This is a genomic window from Streptomyces sp. NPDC001508, assembly GCF_040298665.1.
Lineage (GTDB): Bacteria > Actinomycetota > Actinomycetes > Streptomycetales > Streptomycetaceae > Streptomyces.
This window is the reverse complement of record NZ_JBEPAP010000006.1, coordinates 111,717-126,517: the sequence shown is the minus strand read 5'-3', so window position 1 is coordinate 126,517 and position 14,801 is coordinate 111,717. Positions and strand designations below refer to the sequence as shown.

The following is a 14,801-nucleotide window of genomic DNA, read 5'->3' as shown; positions in this document are numbered from 1 at the left end:
GGCCCCGCTCCCCTGGTTCCCCGGGGTGCTCACCGAAGAGAAGCTCCGCGCGGCGGCGCAGTTCCTGCGCCGGTGCGTGGCGGTGGCGTGGTGGACGGCGGACGGGTGGGCGGCGGTGTCGGGTGCGGCCGTCGGAGGCGGGGCCGCGGCCCGGGCCGCTGGTCGCGGTCGTGATGCGTGAGCGTGATCGAAGTGGCATGCGACGAGGATCGGGCATTCCGCCACTTGGCGATGATCTTGCTCAATTCCCGGGGATTACCGCCCGGTTGTGGATAACCCCGTCACCCGTACGAGTGCAGAGCCCGCGACGGCGTGCCACAATCCGCGACAACCCACCACAGCCCGCCGCGACAACGCACACCACAGTCTGCCGCGACAACGCGCACCGCAGCCCCCGCTGCGACAGCACGCCACGGCCCGCGACGGCCGCCACGGGCGTCACCTCGGCGAGACGACGGCGCCCAGCAGCCCGGGCCCGGTGTGCGCGCCGATCACCGCCCCGACCTCGCTCACATGCAGGTCGGCCAGCCCCGGCACCCGCGTCCGCAGCCGCTCGGCCAGGGCCGATGCCCGGTCGGGGGCAGCGAGATGATGGACGGCGATGTCGACGTCGGCGCCGCCCGCACGGTCGGCGACGATCTCCTCAAGACGGGCGATCGCCTTCGACGCCGTACGCACCTTCTCCAGTGGTTCGATCCGGCCGCCCTCCAGTTGCAGCAGCGGCTTCACGGCGAGAGCGGACCCCAACAGGGCCTGCGCGGCGCCGATTCGGCCGCCGCGGCGCAGATAGTCGAGCGTGTCGACGTAGAAGTAGGCGGAGGTGCCCGCGGCCCGTTTCTCGGCCGCCGTGACCGCCTCGTCCACGGTGCCGCCCGCCTCCGCCGCCTCGGCCGCGGCGAGCGCGCAGAAGCCGAGGGCCATCGCGACCATCCCGGTGTCCACCACCCGCACCGGCACGGGCGCCTCGCGGGCTGCGGCGACCGCCGCGTCGTACGTACCGGACAACTCGGCGGACAGATGCAGCGAGACGATGCCGGCGGCGCCGGACTCGGCGGCCCTGCGATAGGTTTCCGCGAACATCGCCGGGCTGGGCCGGGAGGTGGTGACGGGGCGTCGCTTCTGCAGTGCCTGGGCCAGGAAGCGGGTCGAGACCTCGGTGCCCTCTTCGAGTGCCTGGTCGCCGAGGACCACGGTCAGGGGTACCGCGGTGATGCCGTGCCGATCCATCGTCAGGGGCGGCAGGTAGGCCGTTGAATCGGTGACGATCGCGACATGGCGGGACATGAGCTGGAGGTTACCTGGCGTATCGCCCGCACTGCAGCCCGACCCCGCTGACCTGGGCCGGAACTGGCGGGTTCAGGTGGTGCTCTCGGGCCGGGGCTTCTTCTGCCAGGGATGGTTCGGACGTGGGCCCGGTGGGGTGATGGCGGGCCGGTTCGGTTCAGCGGCCGGTTCGGATCGCGGGGTCCCAGGCCAGGTCTGCGGGCCGTTCGAACCGTCGGCCGCGGGGGCGTCGGGCCACGAGGGCGCCGGGGTGCCCGGCTGCCGGCCCGGGGGCGACGGTGCGGCAAAAGCGTCCGGTTCGGCACGCTGCCAGTGCCGCAACGCGCCGGTCTCGACGTCGATCTGTGCGCTCAGCGCGTCCAGGTCGTCGCCGGTGAAGCGGTGGGCACGGTCCCGGGCGGCCCAGCGCAGCGAGTCCGCGGACCGGGTGATCCGTTCGGTGCGACCGCGCAGTTCGGGCAGGCGCGCGGCGAGTTCGGCCCGGTCCGGCTCGGACTCCAGGCGCTTGAGTTCGCCGTCCAGTTCATGGCCGTGTGCGCTCAGCCGCTCGAAGAGCCCGATGGATTCCTTCAGTGAGGCGTCCTCCACCACGCCCGCGCGCAGCGCGTCCCGCGTGGCCCGCATCGAGGTGCGCAGGTCGAGCCGGAGCTTGGCGATCTCGCTGGCCGGGCCCAGCTGGGCGAAGGACTTGGCGCGCAGTGTGTGGTCCTCGACCGTGCGGCGGGCCTGGGTGACCGTGCGGTCGACACCCCGTTTGGCCGCGCCGATCACCTTGATCGTGGCGTACCCGCCCAGGACGACGAAGAGCAGGAAGAGCACGGCGAACACTGTGATCACTGTTTCCACGACGCTCCTCCTCCGGCCTCACGGCGCTACCCGCCCCGCTTCTCCACGGTAAACGCAACGGGCAGGCCCGGGGTTCCGAAAATCCCCGAACCTGCCCGTAGGGGATGCCCCGGAGGCAGTGACCGGCGCGTTTACGCGGGGACGATGTTCACCAGCTTGGGCGCGCGCACGATCACCTTGCGGATGCCGGCGCCGTCCAGCGCGGCGACGACCTTCTCGTCGGCCAGCGCCACCTTCTCCAGTTCCTCCTCGGAGATGGACGGCGGGACCTCCAGGCGTGCCTTGACCTTGCCCTTGACCTGGACGACGCAGGTCACGGTCTCGTCGACGACGTAGGCGGGATCGGCGAGCGGGAAGTCCCGGTGGACTACGGAGTCGGTGTGGCCCAGGCGGTGCCACAGTTCCTCGGCGATGTGCGGGGCCAGTGGGGCGATCATCAGCACCAGCGGCTCGGCGATGGTGCGCGGGACCGTTCCGCCCGCCTTGGTCAGGTGGTTGTTCAGCTCGGTGACCTTGGCGATGGCGGTGTTGAAGCGCATGCCCTCCAGGTCCTGGCGCACGCCGTCGATCGCCTTGTGCAGGGCGCGCAGCGTGTCCTCGTCGGGCTCGGCCGCGGAGACGGTGACCTCGCCGGTGGTCTCGTCGACGATGTTGCGCCACAGCCGCTGCAGCAGCCGGAACTGGCCGACCACCGCGCGCGTGTCCCACGGCCGGGACACGTCCAGGGGGCCCATCGCCATCTCGTACAGGCGCAGCGTGTCGGCGCCGTACTCGGCGCAGATCTCGTCGGGAGTCACCGCGTTCTTCAGGGACTTGCCCATCTTGCCCAGCAGGCGGGTGACCTTCTCGCCCTGGTAGTGGTAAGCGCCGTCGCGCTCCTCCGTCTCGGCGGCCGGCACCGCGATGCCCCTGCTGTCCCGGTAGACGTAGGCCTGGATCATGCCCTGGTTGAACAGCTTGTGGAACGGCTCGGCCGAGGAGACATGCCCCAGGTCGTAGAGGACCTTGGACCAGAAACGGGCGTACAGCAGGTGCAGCACGGCGTGCTCGGCGCCGCCGACGTACAGGTCGACACCGCCGTGCGGCATGCCCTCGCGCGGGCCCATCCAGTAGCGCTCGATCTCGGGGTCGACCAGCTGCCGGTCGTTGTGCGGGTCCAGGTAGCGCAGCTCGTACCAGCAGGAGCCGGCCCAGTTGGGCATGGTGTTGGTCTCGCGGCGGTACTTCTTCGGTCCGTCGCCCAGGTCCAGGGTGACGTTGACCCACTCCTCGTTGCGCGACAGCGGTGTCTCGGGCTGGGTGTCGGCGTCGTCCGGGTCGAAGGTGCGCGGCGAGTAGTCCTCGACCTCGGGCAGTTCCAGGGGCAGCATCGACTCGGGCAGCGCGTGGGCGGTGCCGTCCTCGTCGTAGACGATCGGGAAGGGCTCGCCCCAGTAGCGCTGGCGGCTGAACAGCCAGTCGCGGAGGCGGAAGTTGACGGTGCCCTCGCCGATGCCCCGGCGCTCCAGCCATTCGGTGACACGTGCCTTGGCTTCGGCGACGGGCAGGCCGTCCAGGGAAATGTCGTCGTTCGAGGAGTTGATGATCTTCGCGTCGTACGACGCGAAGGCGTCCTCCCATGTCGAGGTGTCGGTGCCGCGGCCGTCGGTCGGCTCGACGATGCAGGTGATCGGCAGCTCGAAGGCCCGCGCGAACTCGAAGTCGCGCTGGTCGCCCGCCGGTACGGCCATGATCGCGCCGGTGCCGTAGCCCATCAGGACGTAGTCGGCGATGAAGACGGGGATCCGCTCGCCGTTGACCGGGTTGGTCGCGAACGCGCCGGTGGAGACGCCGGTCTTGTCCTTGGCCTCGGCCTGCCGCTCGACGTCCGACTTCGAGGCGGCCTGCGCGCGGTAGGCGGCGACGGCCTCGGCGGGGGTCGCGTGGCCGCCGGTCCACACCTTGTGGGTGCCCTCCGGCCAGGTGGCCGGGGTGAACTTGTCGACCAGCGGGTGCTCGGGCGCCAGCACCATGTAGGTCGCGCCGAACAGGGTGTCCGGGCGCGTGGTGAAGACCGTGATGTGTTCGCCGTCGATCGGGAAGTCGACGCGGGCGCCTTCGGAGCGGCCGATCCAGTTGCGCTGCTGCAGCTTGATGGCCTCGGGCCAGTCCAGTTCCTCCAGGTCCGCCAGCAGCCGGTCGGCGTACGCGGTGATGCGCATGTTCCACTGGCGCAGCTTGGCCTTGAAGACCGGGAAGTTGCCGCGCTCGGAGCGGCCGTCGGCGGTGACCTCCTCGTTGGCCAGCACGGTGCCCAGGCCGGGGCACCAGTTGACGGGGGCGTCGGAGGCGTAGGCCAGCCGGAAGCCGCCCAGTACGTCGGCACGCTCGGTGGCGGTCAGCTCCTGCCACGCGCGCGTGTGGCCCGGTACGGCTCGCTCACCGGACTCGAACTGGGCGATCAGCTGGGCGATCGGGCGGGCCTTGCCGGCCTCGTCGTCGTACCAGGAGTTGAAGATCTGCAGGAAGATCCACTGGGTCCACTTGTAGTAGTCCGGGTCGATCGTGGCGAACGACCGGCGTTTGTCGTGGCCCAGGCCCAGCCGGCGCAGCTGGGACTTCATGTTGGCGATGTTGGCCTCGGTGGACACGCGCGGGTGTGTGCCGGTCTGCACGGCGTACTGCTCGGCGGGCAGGCCGAAGGCGTCGAAGCCCAGGGTGTGCAGCACGTTGTGGCCGGTCATCCGCTGGAACCGGGCGAACACATCGGTGGCGATGTAGCCCAGGGGGTGGCCTACGTGCAGGCCCGCACCGGAAGGGTACGGGAACATGTCCATGATGAACTTATGGGGCTTGGCGACCGTCGCCGGGTCGCCGGCCAGGTCACCCTTCGGGTTCGGCGCGGCGTAGGTGCCCTCGGCGTCCCAGAAGTCCTGCCAGCGTGCCTCGATCTCGGCGGCCATGGCAGCCGTGTAGCGGTTCGGCGCTGCCTCTGCCGCCGCGGCGGCAGCGACAGCGGGGTTCGTCTCGCTCATGATCCTCAAAGCTCCATCGGTCGTCTCTGCCTGCGGAAACGAAAAATCCCCTCACACAGGAGGGGACGCCGCGCCGATGCCGACCACAGCACTCACCGGTGGTCGGGACTGATCAGCGCGGCCCGCTAAGCAGAAGGCGTACGGCACGCATGGCGTCAGGGTACCGCAGGGCTTGAGCAAGCCGCGACGCGCTTCCGTATGCCTGGTTGACCCGACGAGCACGGAGTGAGGTTCGCATATTACTTCGCGTAACAGTCACTAACGGACATTACAACAGTCACATTGTCCTTTGATAACAACGCAATAACTCAAACCTCGAACTGATCGGTATGACGCCGCTTAGAGTGCGGCAGCGGGACCGCTCACCCGGACTGCTCGGAGTTACCCCCCATGAACCCTCGTCGTAGTAACAGTTCCCTACCCAAACCGGGCCGGTCGGCCTACGGGGTGGCGACCGCCGTCGTCCTGCTCCTCATACCCGTGGTCGTGCTGCTCGGAGGCAACTGGTTCCAGGACTTCCTCAACTTCGGTGCGGGCGTCCTGTCCCTCGTCTGTCTGACCTCCTCGGTGATCTGGGGTCTCGTCGCCCAGGACCGGCTGATCCTCAACACCCGTCAGCGGATCGTCGCCCAGGGCATCCATCGCGTGACCGCCGTCGCGTCGATCGCCTTCCTCCTGGTGCACATCACGATCAAGCTGGCACTGGACCACACGGTCCTGATCGCCGCCGTGATCCCCTTCAGCCTCGGCGTCACGGGCAGCGCCGGGCTCATCGGCCTCGGCTCGCTGGCCGCCCTGCTCATGATCTTCGTGGGCGTCACCGGCGCGCTCCGCAACCAGTTCGCGTCCCCTGCCCCCGTCGCGGCGCGCTGGCGTGCCATGCACATGCTGGCCTACCCGGCCCTGTGCGCGGCACTGATCCACGGCCTGTTCGCGGGCCGCCCGGCCAAGACGTTCTTCATGGTGTCCTACGAGCTGTGCCTGGCCGCGGTGATGGCGGCCCTCGCGTTGCGCGCGGCGCCGCGCCCCTTCAAGCGCAAGGTCGCCGACCGGATCGTCGCCGTCCTCGGCAACGAGGAGCGGGGCGCGGGCCGCGATGACCTGGAGGCGAGCCGGGCCCGCCTGAACGAGGGCGGCGCAACGCTGCCCGGCTACGAGAAGCAGGCCGCGTACGCCGACGCCGCCGGCTCCGCGCGCCCCACGGCGCCGCAGTACGAGACCCAGGCCGCTCCCGCCGCCCCGGAAGCCCCTCCCGGCTTCGCGGCCGCCTACCGGACCGTCTCGACGCCGCAGTGGCCCCAGCAGCCGTCCGCGGCCGACCAGACCGCACGCATGGACCTGCCACTGGATCCGCAGGCCACGGAGGCGATGCCGCGCACGGACGCCGCGTCGAGCACGTCGGGCAGCTGGCCGATCCCGTCCCCGCCGCCGGTCGGCGAGGCACCCCCGTCGGCCTACGACCCGCTCCAGGACACCGGATACAACATCCCCGTCTACGGCAATCCGGGCACCGGCGGATACGCCGGCAGTGACGTGTACGACACCGGTGAGACGAACACCCCCTACGGCACGTACAACCGCGATGACACGTACAACAGCGGTCCCGCCACTGAACCATCGCCCGGTGCGTCGTTCGACGCACCGGGTTCGGGCGAACCTTGGAACACTCCTTCCGGAGGCTACAGGTGAACGAGGCCCTGCCCGACGTCCCAGAAGTCCGCGTGGTCGGCCTTCCCCAGCTCACGTCGGGCTTCGACCTTGTCGAACGACTCGATCTGCCCATGCACCTGAAGGTGCACGGGCCGCTCGAACCCATGGGCGGCGAGCAGCTCGCACAGCTCGCCGAACGCATCAACCTTAAGGGCCGCGGCGGCGCGGGCTTCCCCTTCCACAAGAAGCTGCGCTCGGTCGCCGAATCGGCGATCAAGCGCGGCGTCCGGCCGGTCGTCGTCGTCAACGGAAGCGAGGACGAACCGGCCTGCCGCAAGGACACCGTGCTCATCAACCGTGCCCCGCACCTGATCCTGGACGGGGCGCTGCTGTGCGCCGAGGCACTGGGCGCCCGCACGCTCGTGGTGGGCGTCACCCGGGAGTCCACACAGCGCTCCATGGAGGCCGCCCTCGCCGAACGCGGCCTCAGCAACAGCCGGCGTTCGGCGCTACGCGCGAGCGTGCAGCGCAACCCGGTCCGCATGGTCACCGGCGCCGCCGCGTCGCTGATCCGCTCCATCGACGGGGGTCCGGCGATCCCGCCCGGCCGCAAGATCAGCGCCTCGCAGAGCGGCGTCGGCGGCGCGCCCACCCTGCTGTCCAACGCCGAGACGTTCGCGCAGTTGGCGATCGCCGCCCGCATCGGTCCCGACCGCTACGGCAACACCGGCCTGTACGACGAGCCGGGCACCGTCATGCTCACCGTCTCCGGCGCGGTCGCCCGCCCCATGGTGATCGAGGTCCCCACGGGTGTGCCGCTGCGCTACGTCCTGCAACTGGCGGGCGCCCCGCCGGTACCGCAGGGCGTGCTGACCGGCGGCTACCACGGCAAGTGGATCGACGCGGCCACCGTCAACGAGGCGGTCGTCTCCCGCAACTCCCTGGACGCCGTGGGCGGTTCGCTGGGCGCGGGCGCGATCCTGCCGATCAGCCAGGAGACCTGCCCGTTGGGCGAGTCGCTGCGCGTGGCGCAGTGGCTGGCCGAGGAGAGCGCGGGTCAGTGCGGTCCCTGCTACCTCGGCCTGCCCGCCGCCGCGCGCGGCATGGAGGACATCATCAACGGCGGCGGGCCGGCCGCCCTGGAGGCGCTCAAGCAGGTCGCGAAGAACGTGAAGCGGCGCGGCGCATGCTCGCACCCGGACGGCTCGGCGATGTTCCTTGAGTCCACCGTCAAGGCGTTCACCGACGACCTCGCGGCACACGTCCTCGGAAACGGCTGCGGACGGCCCGTGGAGGGCGTGCTGCCGCTCTTCGAGGGCGGCAGGGCCCCGACGGGCATTCCGGGCGGCGGGGAGGCCGAGGAGGCCGGTCCGAGCCGCCAGAAGATCTACGTCGACTGGACGTTGTGCCGGGGCCACGGGCTGTGCGCGGACATCCTCCCGGAGGTCTTCGAACTGGGCGCCGACGGATTCCCGACCGTCGCGCAGGCACAGGTGCCCCAGTACGCGGAGGCCAAGGCGCTGCGCGCGGTGCGCCGCTGCCCCGCGCTGGCGCTGCGCATCGAGGAGGACACCCGCTCCCAGGCGCCGTCCCGCAACCTTCCGGTCCTCTCCCAGGGCCGCGGCCGCCGCGCCCTCGGCCGCTGAGCGCAACGGACGGCGGGTCGCCCGGTCAGGGCTGACCCGCCGTCGCACAGGGACGGGCATGCGCGGAAAGGGGCACCGTGCGCGAGCAGACGGCGCACGGCAACAAGCGTCGTACACGCCGAAGGCGGACCATCCGTTCGGATGATCCGCCTTCTACTCCTGTGGAGCTAAGGAGAATTGAACTCCTGACCTCCTGCATGCCATGCAGGCGCTCTACCAACTGAGCTATAGCCCCTTGCGGCCCTGCGGCTGAGCCGCTTGCCGACCGTGTCGCCCGGTTCCCCCGGCGGCGACGCCAACATTACACGGTCGACGGGGTGCAGCACCAAACCGTTTCCTTTCTGCCCCGATATGAAGGCTAGTGTCGGCCTTCGTGACCGTGATCGCGCCCTCCGGAGCCCGCCTTCGTGTGCCGGTCGCCCTGGGGGCGTGCCTGGTGTCCTTCGCCGTGTTCTGGGCCGCGCAACGGGCCGCCCACGTGTCGATGATCGACCTGATGGTGTACCGGGCGGAGGGGGCGGCCGTCCGCGCGGGAGGCGATCTGTACGCGCTGCGGGCGACCGAGGCCCGGCTGCCCACCACCTATCCGCCGTTCGCGGCCCTGCTGTTCACGCCGCTGACCCTCCCGCAGACCGCGCTCCTGCGCACCCTGGCGACGCTCGGGAACCTGCTGCTCCTGGTGGCGTTCGTACGGCTGTCGTTGGGACTCGTCGGGCACACGCGCGTAGTCGGACACACGCGCGCTGTCGGGCACGCGCGCGTGGAGAGCGTCTGCTGGATCGCGGCGCTGGCCGTGTGGTGCGAACCGGTCTGGACGACGCTGCGCTACGGACAGGTCAATCTGCTGCTCGCCGTCCTGGTGCTGTGGGATCTCGCACGCCATCGTCCGGGCGGCCGCAACCGCTGGGCGGGCGCCGGTCTCGGGCTGGCCGCCGCGGTCAAGCTGACGCCCGCGCTGTTCGTGGTCCTCCTGGTCGCCACCGGTGTCGCGGCTCGTCTGCGGGGCGGCGACGGAGGGCCGTGGCTGCGGCACGCGCGCGGGGCGGCCGTCACCTTCGCCGCGGCGACCCTGCTGGCGGCGGCCGTGCTGCCGTACGACTCGTGGCGCTTCTGGACCGGCATGGTGTTCCGTGCCGACCGGGCGGGCCACGCGGAGGACACCGCCAACCAGGCCCTGCGCGGCGTGCTGGCCCGGCTGCTGCACACTCCGGAGCCGGGAGCCTGCTGGGCCCTCCTGGCGGCTGTGACGGCCGTCGCCGGGTTGTGGGTGGCGGTCACCGCGGAGTTGCGGGACCGGCGCTCCTGGGCGGTGGCCGCCTGCGCGGTGACCGCGCTGCTGATCAGCCCGGTGTCGTGGTCGCACCACTGGGTCTGGTGCGTGCCGGTGGTGCTGCTGCTGTGGGCGCACGGCCGCCGGACGGTGGCCGCCGGCACACTGGTGGTGTTCTGTTCGTACGCCCCGTGGTGGGTGCCGCACGGTGACGGGCGGCCCGAGTTGCACCAGGGCGGCGCGGAGTTGACGCTGTCGGCCCTCTACGGAGGCTTCGGGCTGCTCTTCCTAGCGCTCGCCGGAGATCGTTGCCGAGCCCGGCGAGCGGTGGTCAGGCCGTGACGAACGAATAGAACCGCTTGAGCGTGCAGTGCTCCTCCAGAAGACGGCCGTAGATCGGCTCGCCCTCCAGTTCGCGGTACGTCTCGATCGGGTCGCCTTTTATGATCAGCGCCCGCGCGCATTCCTCGCACCAGTACTGGTACTCGGCGTTGATCGGTTCCATGTCGCGGACGATCGGCGTACCGCTCCCGCACCAGTCGCACTTCCGCCGGTGTGCACCCATCGATCAGCTCCAGCTGTGGCCGCAGGCCGTGCACACGTAGGAGATTCCGCCGTTGTCGCCCAGGACTTGGGCCACGTGCGCGGAACCGCAGGAAGGGCAGCTGAGCCGGGTGACCGTGTCCCGTATCAACGCCGCGTCGAGGAGGAGGCCGCCCTCCTCAAGGATGCTCGCTGGCATCGCTACTCCCTCCCGTCGGGCCGCGCCCCCTTCCGGCCGTTTGATTCTGCCACGGCCGGACCAATACGGTCAGCGACGCCTCAGTACCAGTCCGGACACGGCAGCCGCCGCGGCCGAACCGGCCGGCGCCCGTGCGCACGCCGAAGGCGCCTGCGCGGAGGTATACGCCCGCGGGGCCCCAGATGACTCAAGCCGACGCGAAGACGTTCCGTCACGAGGCGGTCGCCGAGCCGGGGATGACGGAGCCGCCGACCATCACCCCCAATGTGGAACCCATATGCGGGATGCGAAAAATCCCGCCCCTGAAGGGACGGGATCCTCATCAATGACCTTTGCCGACTCGACGCAGTGTCGAGCAGGGTCTCGATCCATGAAGCTGTGGAGCTAAGGAGAATTGAACTCCTGACCTCCTGCATGCCATGCAGGCGCTCTACCAACTGAGCTATAGCCCCTTGCGCCACGCGGCGGAACCGCATGGTGTCTCGCCCCGCTCGGCGGGGCGAACAAGAAGAACTTTAGCCTGCGACCTGCCGGAAAGTGAAATCCGGTGCGGGCCCCGAGCGGGCTCAGTCGTCGTCGCCGAGGACGGGCTCCGGGAGGGTGCCCGCGTTGTGTTCCAGGAGCCGCCAGCCGCGGGCGCCTTCGCCGAGGACCGACCAGCAGCAGTTCGACAGACCGCCGAAGCTCTCCCAGTGCCCGGCCTCCAGGCCGAGGAGACGCCCGATGGTGGTGCGGATGGTGCCGCCGTGGCTGACCACCACGAGGGTGCCGTCCTCGGGCAGCTTCTCGGCGTGCCGCAGCACGACGGGTGCCGCCCGGTCGGCGACCTCGGTGTCCAGTTCGCCGCCGCCGCGCCGGACCGGCTCGCCGCGCTTCCACGCGGCGTACTCCGCGCCGTACCGGTCGATGATCTCCTCGTGCGTCAGCCCCTGCCAGGCGCCCGCGTAGGTCTCGCGCAGCGCCTCGTCGCGGGTGACATCGAGGCCGGTGAGCGCGGACAGCTCGGCGGCCGTGTTCGCGGCCCGCCGCAGGTCCGAGGCGACGATCGCGTCGGGCCGCAGGGAGGCGAGCAGCCGGGCGGCGCGGCGGGCCTGGCCGACGCCGGTCTCGGTCAGCTCGACGTCCGTGGAGCCCTGGAAGCGGCGCTCCACGTTCCAGGCGGTCTGGCCGTGCCGCCACAGGATGATGCGCCGCCCCCGGCCGGTGCGTCCCGTCACCTCAACGGTGGTGCTCATCGCCAGTCCCCGCCCGCCTCGGCCGCGTCCTCGGCGGCCTGCAGCCGTGCGTGCTCCTCCGCCTTGCCGCGGGTGGCCTCGGCGTCGGCCGGCAGCTCGATCTCGGGGCAGTCCTTCCACAGCCGCTCCAGGGCGTAGAAGACGCGCTCCTCGCTGTGCTGGACGTGGACGACGATGTCGACGTAGTCGAGCAGGACCCAGCGGGCCTCGCGGTCGCCCTCGCGGCGCACCGGTTTGGCGCCTAGCTCCTTCTGGAGCCGTTCCTCGATCTCGTCGACGATGGACTTGACCTGGCGGTCGTTGGGTGCGGAGGCCAGCAGGAAGGCGTCCGTGATCGACAGCACATCGCTCACGTCGTACGCGATGACGTCGTGGGCGAGCTTGTCGGCGGCCGCCTGGGCGGCGGTGTTGATGAGTTCGAGGGAACGATCAGTGGCGGTCACTACAAGATTGACTTTCGGTCGGGGGCACAGGTCGGCTGCGGGCGTGGCGGCGACCCCGACTCGGCACGGCCCGTCGGCGGTCACTCGCCATCAAGGGTCTCACGGACCGCCCGGGGCACCCCACGTGATTATCGGATCACCTGGGGTGCCCGCGCCGCCTTCCGGAGCCGTCCGTCAGGAGGACGACGGCTTGTAGTCCTGGCCCAGGACCACCGAGACGTCGGCGTTCGAGGCGACCGTGCCCTTCGTCACGGCGCCGTCGGGCAGCCCCAGGGTCTTGGCGACCTCCGTGGCGTCGTCCTTGTGGGCGGCGTCGGAGTAGAGCACCTTCGAGGCGGACTCGGCGGCGTCCGCGGTGCCGCCCTCAAGGAAGGTGAAGCCGCCGTTGAGGAGGACCACACGGGCCTTTTCGCTGTTGTCCTTGACGCCGGTGGCGTTCTGCACGGAGACCCGGACGGCCGAGCCCTGATCGGGGCTCTTCGCGGTGCCACCGAGGATGTCCTTGACGACGCCGGCGCTGGTCTGGGCGCTGAGCGTGCCGTCGGACCGCACGGGCAGCAGGGCCGTCCTGTAGTCGCCGCCCTTGGCGAGATCGGCGAGCTTCGCGAGCAAGGCGCCGAGGTTCTTGTCGGACAGCGGCGGCTCGATGATCTGCCCCAGCGTCTGCACGGTGACGGTCGCTGCCTCGGCGTCGGAGGACATCTTGCGCAGGACGCCCTGTAGGACCTGGCCGAACCGCTCCAGCTGGGCGTTCTCGGCCTCGCCTGAGCCGCGGTAGGTGGCGTAGGCGACGGCCGCCTTGCCGCTGAGGGTCTGGCTCTTGCCCTCATGGACGAGCGGGGCGGTGCCCTTCTTCTTGCTGTCCGGGTCGGGGACGTCGGTGTTGGTGTCGACGTCGATGTTGCCGACGAGTTCGACGAGGTTCTGCAGGTAGGGGGTGTCCAGCCGCCAGGTGCCCTCGATGTTCGTGCCGAGGACGGTGTCGAGCTGGTCGCGGGTGCCGCCGGAGCCGTCGTCGTCGACCGACTTGGCGAGGGTGGTCACGGCGCCGGAGTCGTCGGACAGGGTGAGGGAGTTCGGCAGCAGGACGGTGGTGCCCTGCTTGGTGGTGGTGTTGTCGACGAGCAGCGCCGTTGATGTGCCGCCCTTCGCGGTGTTGTGCAGATGGACGACGATCACATCGCGCTTCTGGGCGCCGGCCGCCGTCGAGGTGCCGGACTTGGCGTCGGACGAGGACAGGCCGGGCAGCTTTCCGGCGTACCAGAGGTAGCCGACGCCGCCGGCCGCGACCAGGGCGAGGACGACGACCAGGGCGATGACGCGGCTGCGGGCGCGGCGGCGGGCCTCCTCGCGGCGTTCGGTGCGGTTCTCGGTGAACTTCAGCCAGTCGATGACGTCCCCGGAGTCACCGTCCGGCTCCTCCACGAAGGCGAACTGCTCGGTGCGGTAGTCCCGTTCGCGGTCGGCCGGGGATTCGTCCGGTACCTCGGACGGGCCGGGCTGCTGCGGGATGTGGGCGGTCTGCTCGGCGACCCGGGGCTGCTGGGCACCCGCCGCCTGCCGCCCGTAGGGGTCGTAGGCGGCCGTGCCGCCCGCGGTGGGCATCCCCCCCGTCCCGCCGGTGGCGTACGGATCGTAGGCGGAGTCGTAGGAGTCGTACGGCGGCACGGGCTGCTGCGGGCCGGTGTCGTAAGGCGGAACCGGCTGCTGCCGGCCGGTGTCGTAGGGCGGCACGGGTTGTTGCCGGCCGGTGTCGTACGAGTCGTACGGCGGCACCGGCTGCTGCTGTCCGGTCGCGTACGGGTCGTAGCCGTAGCCCTGCTGCGCGTACGGGTCGTACGCCTGCTGCGGGGCCTGCTGTGCCGGGATCTGGCGGTACACGGGCTGCCCGTACTCGTCGTAGCCGACGAGTTCGTACTGGTCGGCCCCGTACCCCGGGTCGTATCGGTCGTTCACCGGTGCCCCTCTCGGCTCACTCGCCGCGGTACAGCTCGCGCTTGTCGATATAGCGCACGACTCCGTCCGGCACCATGTACCAGATGGGATCGCCCTTGGCGACTCTCGCACGGCAGTCTGTGGAGGAGATGGCCAGCGCGGGAACCTCGACGAGCGAGACCCCGCCCTCCGGGAGCCCGGCGTCGGTCAGATGGTGGCCGGGGCGGGTGACCCCGACGAAGTGCGCGAGGGAGAACAGTTCCTCGGTGTCCCGCCAGGTCAGCAGCTGGGCGAGGGCGTCGGCACCGGTGATGAAGAACAGATCCGTGTCCGGGTTGAGCGCGCGCAGGTCACGCAGGGTGTCCACGGTGTAGGTGGGGCCGCCGCGGTCGATGTCGATGCGGCTGACCGAGAACTGCGGGTTCTCGGCGGTCGCGATGACCGTCATCAGATAGCGGTCCTCCGCCGGGGAGACCTTGCGGTGGGACTTCTGCCAGGGCTGGCCGGTGGGCACGAACACCACCTCGTCGAGATGGAACTGCGCGGCGACCTCGCTGGCCGCCACCAGGTGCCCGTGGTGGATCGGGTCGAACGTTCCGCCCATGACGCCGAGACGGCGCTTGCCCGAGTGCGCGGGGCCGCCGCCCGGACGGTCCTGCGGGGTCCGCACCGTGCCGCTCGTCGCGTCGGCCGCCGGACCGGTAGGCATGTCCTGCTCTCCCATGCGTGCAGACCC

12 protein-coding genes and 2 tRNA genes are annotated in these 14,801 nt (G+C 70.7%); 3 read left to right on the top strand and 11 right to left on the bottom strand.

Annotation, left to right across the window (positions count from 1 at the left end; genetic code table 11):
- Nucleotides 1-438 precede the first annotated feature (438 nt).
- The 3 genes from ABT245_RS08595 to leuS form a co-directional block, all read right to left on the bottom strand.
- Nucleotides 439-1,284, bottom strand: coding sequence for a DegV family protein (locus ABT245_RS08595; RefSeq protein WP_351730458.1), 846 nt, complete (start codon nt 1,282-1,284; stop codon nt 439-441).
- Between the two features lie 72 nt (nt 1,285-1,356).
- Nucleotides 1,357-2,130: a hypothetical protein gene (locus tag ABT245_RS08590; RefSeq protein WP_351730456.1), complete on the bottom strand. Its 774-nt coding sequence runs from the start codon at nt 2,128-2,130 to the stop codon at nt 1,357-1,359.
- A gap of 131 nt (nt 2,131-2,261) precedes the next feature.
- Entirely contained in the window at nt 2,262-5,144 is a 2,883-nt protein-coding gene (gene leuS, locus ABT245_RS08585) for a leucine--tRNA ligase (protein WP_351730453.1), read from the bottom strand.
- Between the two features lie 390 nt (nt 5,145-5,534).
- Here leuS and ABT245_RS08580 point away from each other — a divergent pair, with 390 nt between their 5' ends.
- Together ABT245_RS08580 and ABT245_RS08575 are read left to right on the top strand one after the other, a co-directional pair.
- On the top strand, nt 5,535-6,833 hold the full coding sequence (locus tag ABT245_RS08580; protein ID WP_351730451.1) for a ferric reductase-like transmembrane domain-containing protein: 1,299 nt from the start codon (nt 5,535-5,537) through the stop codon (nt 6,831-6,833).
- Nucleotides 6,830-8,440, top strand: a complete 1,611-nt coding sequence (locus tag ABT245_RS08575; protein ID WP_351730449.1) for an NADH-ubiquinone oxidoreductase-F iron-sulfur binding region domain-containing protein — start codon at nt 6,830-6,832, stop codon at nt 8,438-8,440. Before ABT245_RS08580 ends, ABT245_RS08575 begins: the two co-directional genes overlap by 4 nt.
- 162 nt (nt 8,441-8,602) lie before the next feature.
- Here the strand turns inward: ABT245_RS08575 and ABT245_RS08570 are convergent.
- Nucleotides 8,603-8,675, bottom strand: a tRNA-Ala gene (locus tag ABT245_RS08570).
- A gap of 138 nt (nt 8,676-8,813) precedes the next feature.
- Between ABT245_RS08570 and ABT245_RS08565 the strand changes: the two genes are divergently transcribed.
- Nucleotides 8,814-10,052 (top strand): glycosyltransferase 87 family protein, encoded by a 1,239-nt coding sequence (locus ABT245_RS08565; protein ID WP_351730446.1) that lies wholly within the window; start codon nt 8,814-8,816, stop codon nt 10,050-10,052.
- On the opposite strand, the gene ABT245_RS08560 is transcribed toward ABT245_RS08565, so the two are convergent.
- The 7 genes from ABT245_RS08560 to nadD all read right to left on the bottom strand — a co-directional run bounded on the left by ABT245_RS08560 (nt 10,042) and on the right by nadD (nt 14,789).
- The gene (locus ABT245_RS08560; RefSeq protein ID WP_351730443.1) at nt 10,042-10,275 is read right to left on the bottom strand and encodes a hypothetical protein; all 234 of its coding nucleotides are present in this window, start codon (nt 10,273-10,275) and stop codon (nt 10,042-10,044) included. The genes ABT245_RS08565 and ABT245_RS08560 overlap by 11 nt on opposite strands.
- A 3-nt stretch (nt 10,276-10,278) precedes the next feature.
- Nucleotides 10,279-10,452, bottom strand: coding sequence for a hypothetical protein (locus ABT245_RS08555; protein WP_351730441.1), 174 nt, complete (start codon nt 10,450-10,452; stop codon nt 10,279-10,281).
- A gap of 379 nt (nt 10,453-10,831) precedes the next feature.
- A tRNA-Ala gene (locus tag ABT245_RS08550) sits at nt 10,832-10,904 on the bottom strand.
- Nucleotides 10,905-11,018: 114 nt separating this feature from the next.
- Nucleotides 11,019-11,687, bottom strand: coding sequence for a histidine phosphatase family protein (locus ABT245_RS08545; protein WP_351730439.1), 669 nt, complete (start codon nt 11,685-11,687; stop codon nt 11,019-11,021).
- Nucleotides 11,684-12,130 (bottom strand): ribosome silencing factor, encoded by a 447-nt coding sequence (gene rsfS / locus ABT245_RS08540; RefSeq protein ID WP_351730437.1) that lies wholly within the window; start codon nt 12,128-12,130, stop codon nt 11,684-11,686. The genes ABT245_RS08545 and rsfS overlap by 4 nt, the downstream gene beginning before the upstream one ends.
- Nucleotides 12,131-12,304: 174 nt before the next feature.
- Complete coding sequence (locus ABT245_RS08535) at nt 12,305-14,086, bottom strand: LCP family protein (protein ID WP_351730434.1); 1,782 nt, start codon at nt 14,084-14,086, stop codon at nt 12,305-12,307.
- Nucleotides 14,087-14,102: 16 nt separating this feature from the next.
- Nucleotides 14,103-14,789: a nicotinate-nucleotide adenylyltransferase gene (gene nadD, locus ABT245_RS08530; protein ID WP_351730432.1), complete on the bottom strand. Its 687-nt coding sequence runs from the start codon at nt 14,787-14,789 to the stop codon at nt 14,103-14,105.
- Nucleotides 14,790-14,801: the final 12 nt, after the last annotated feature.

What these genes read in the sequence shown, in the direction of transcription:
- ABT245_RS08595 (WP_351730458.1), bottom strand. Translation starts at nt 1,284, where the DNA reads ATGTCCCGCCATGTCGCGATCGTCACCGATTCAACGGCCTACCTGCCG.
- leuS (WP_351730453.1), bottom strand. Translation starts at nt 5,144, where the DNA reads ATGAGCGAGACGAACCCCGCTGTCGCTGCCGCCGCGGCGGCAGAGGCA.
- ABT245_RS08580 (WP_351730451.1), top strand. Translation starts at nt 5,535, where the DNA reads ATGAACCCTCGTCGTAGTAACAGTTCCCTACCCAAACCGGGCCGGTCG.
- ABT245_RS08560 (WP_351730443.1), bottom strand. Translation starts at nt 10,275, where the DNA reads ATGGGTGCACACCGGCGGAAGTGCGACTGGTGCGGGAGCGGTACGCCG.
- ABT245_RS08555 (WP_351730441.1), bottom strand. Translation starts at nt 10,452, where the DNA reads ATGCCAGCGAGCATCCTTGAGGAGGGCGGCCTCCTCCTCGACGCGGCG.
- ABT245_RS08545 (WP_351730439.1), bottom strand. Translation starts at nt 11,687, where the DNA reads ATGAGCACCACCGTTGAGGTGACGGGACGCACCGGCCGGGGGCGGCGC.
- nadD (WP_351730432.1), bottom strand. Translation starts at nt 14,789, where the DNA reads ATGGGAGAGCAGGACATGCCTACCGGTCCGGCGGCCGACGCGACGAGC.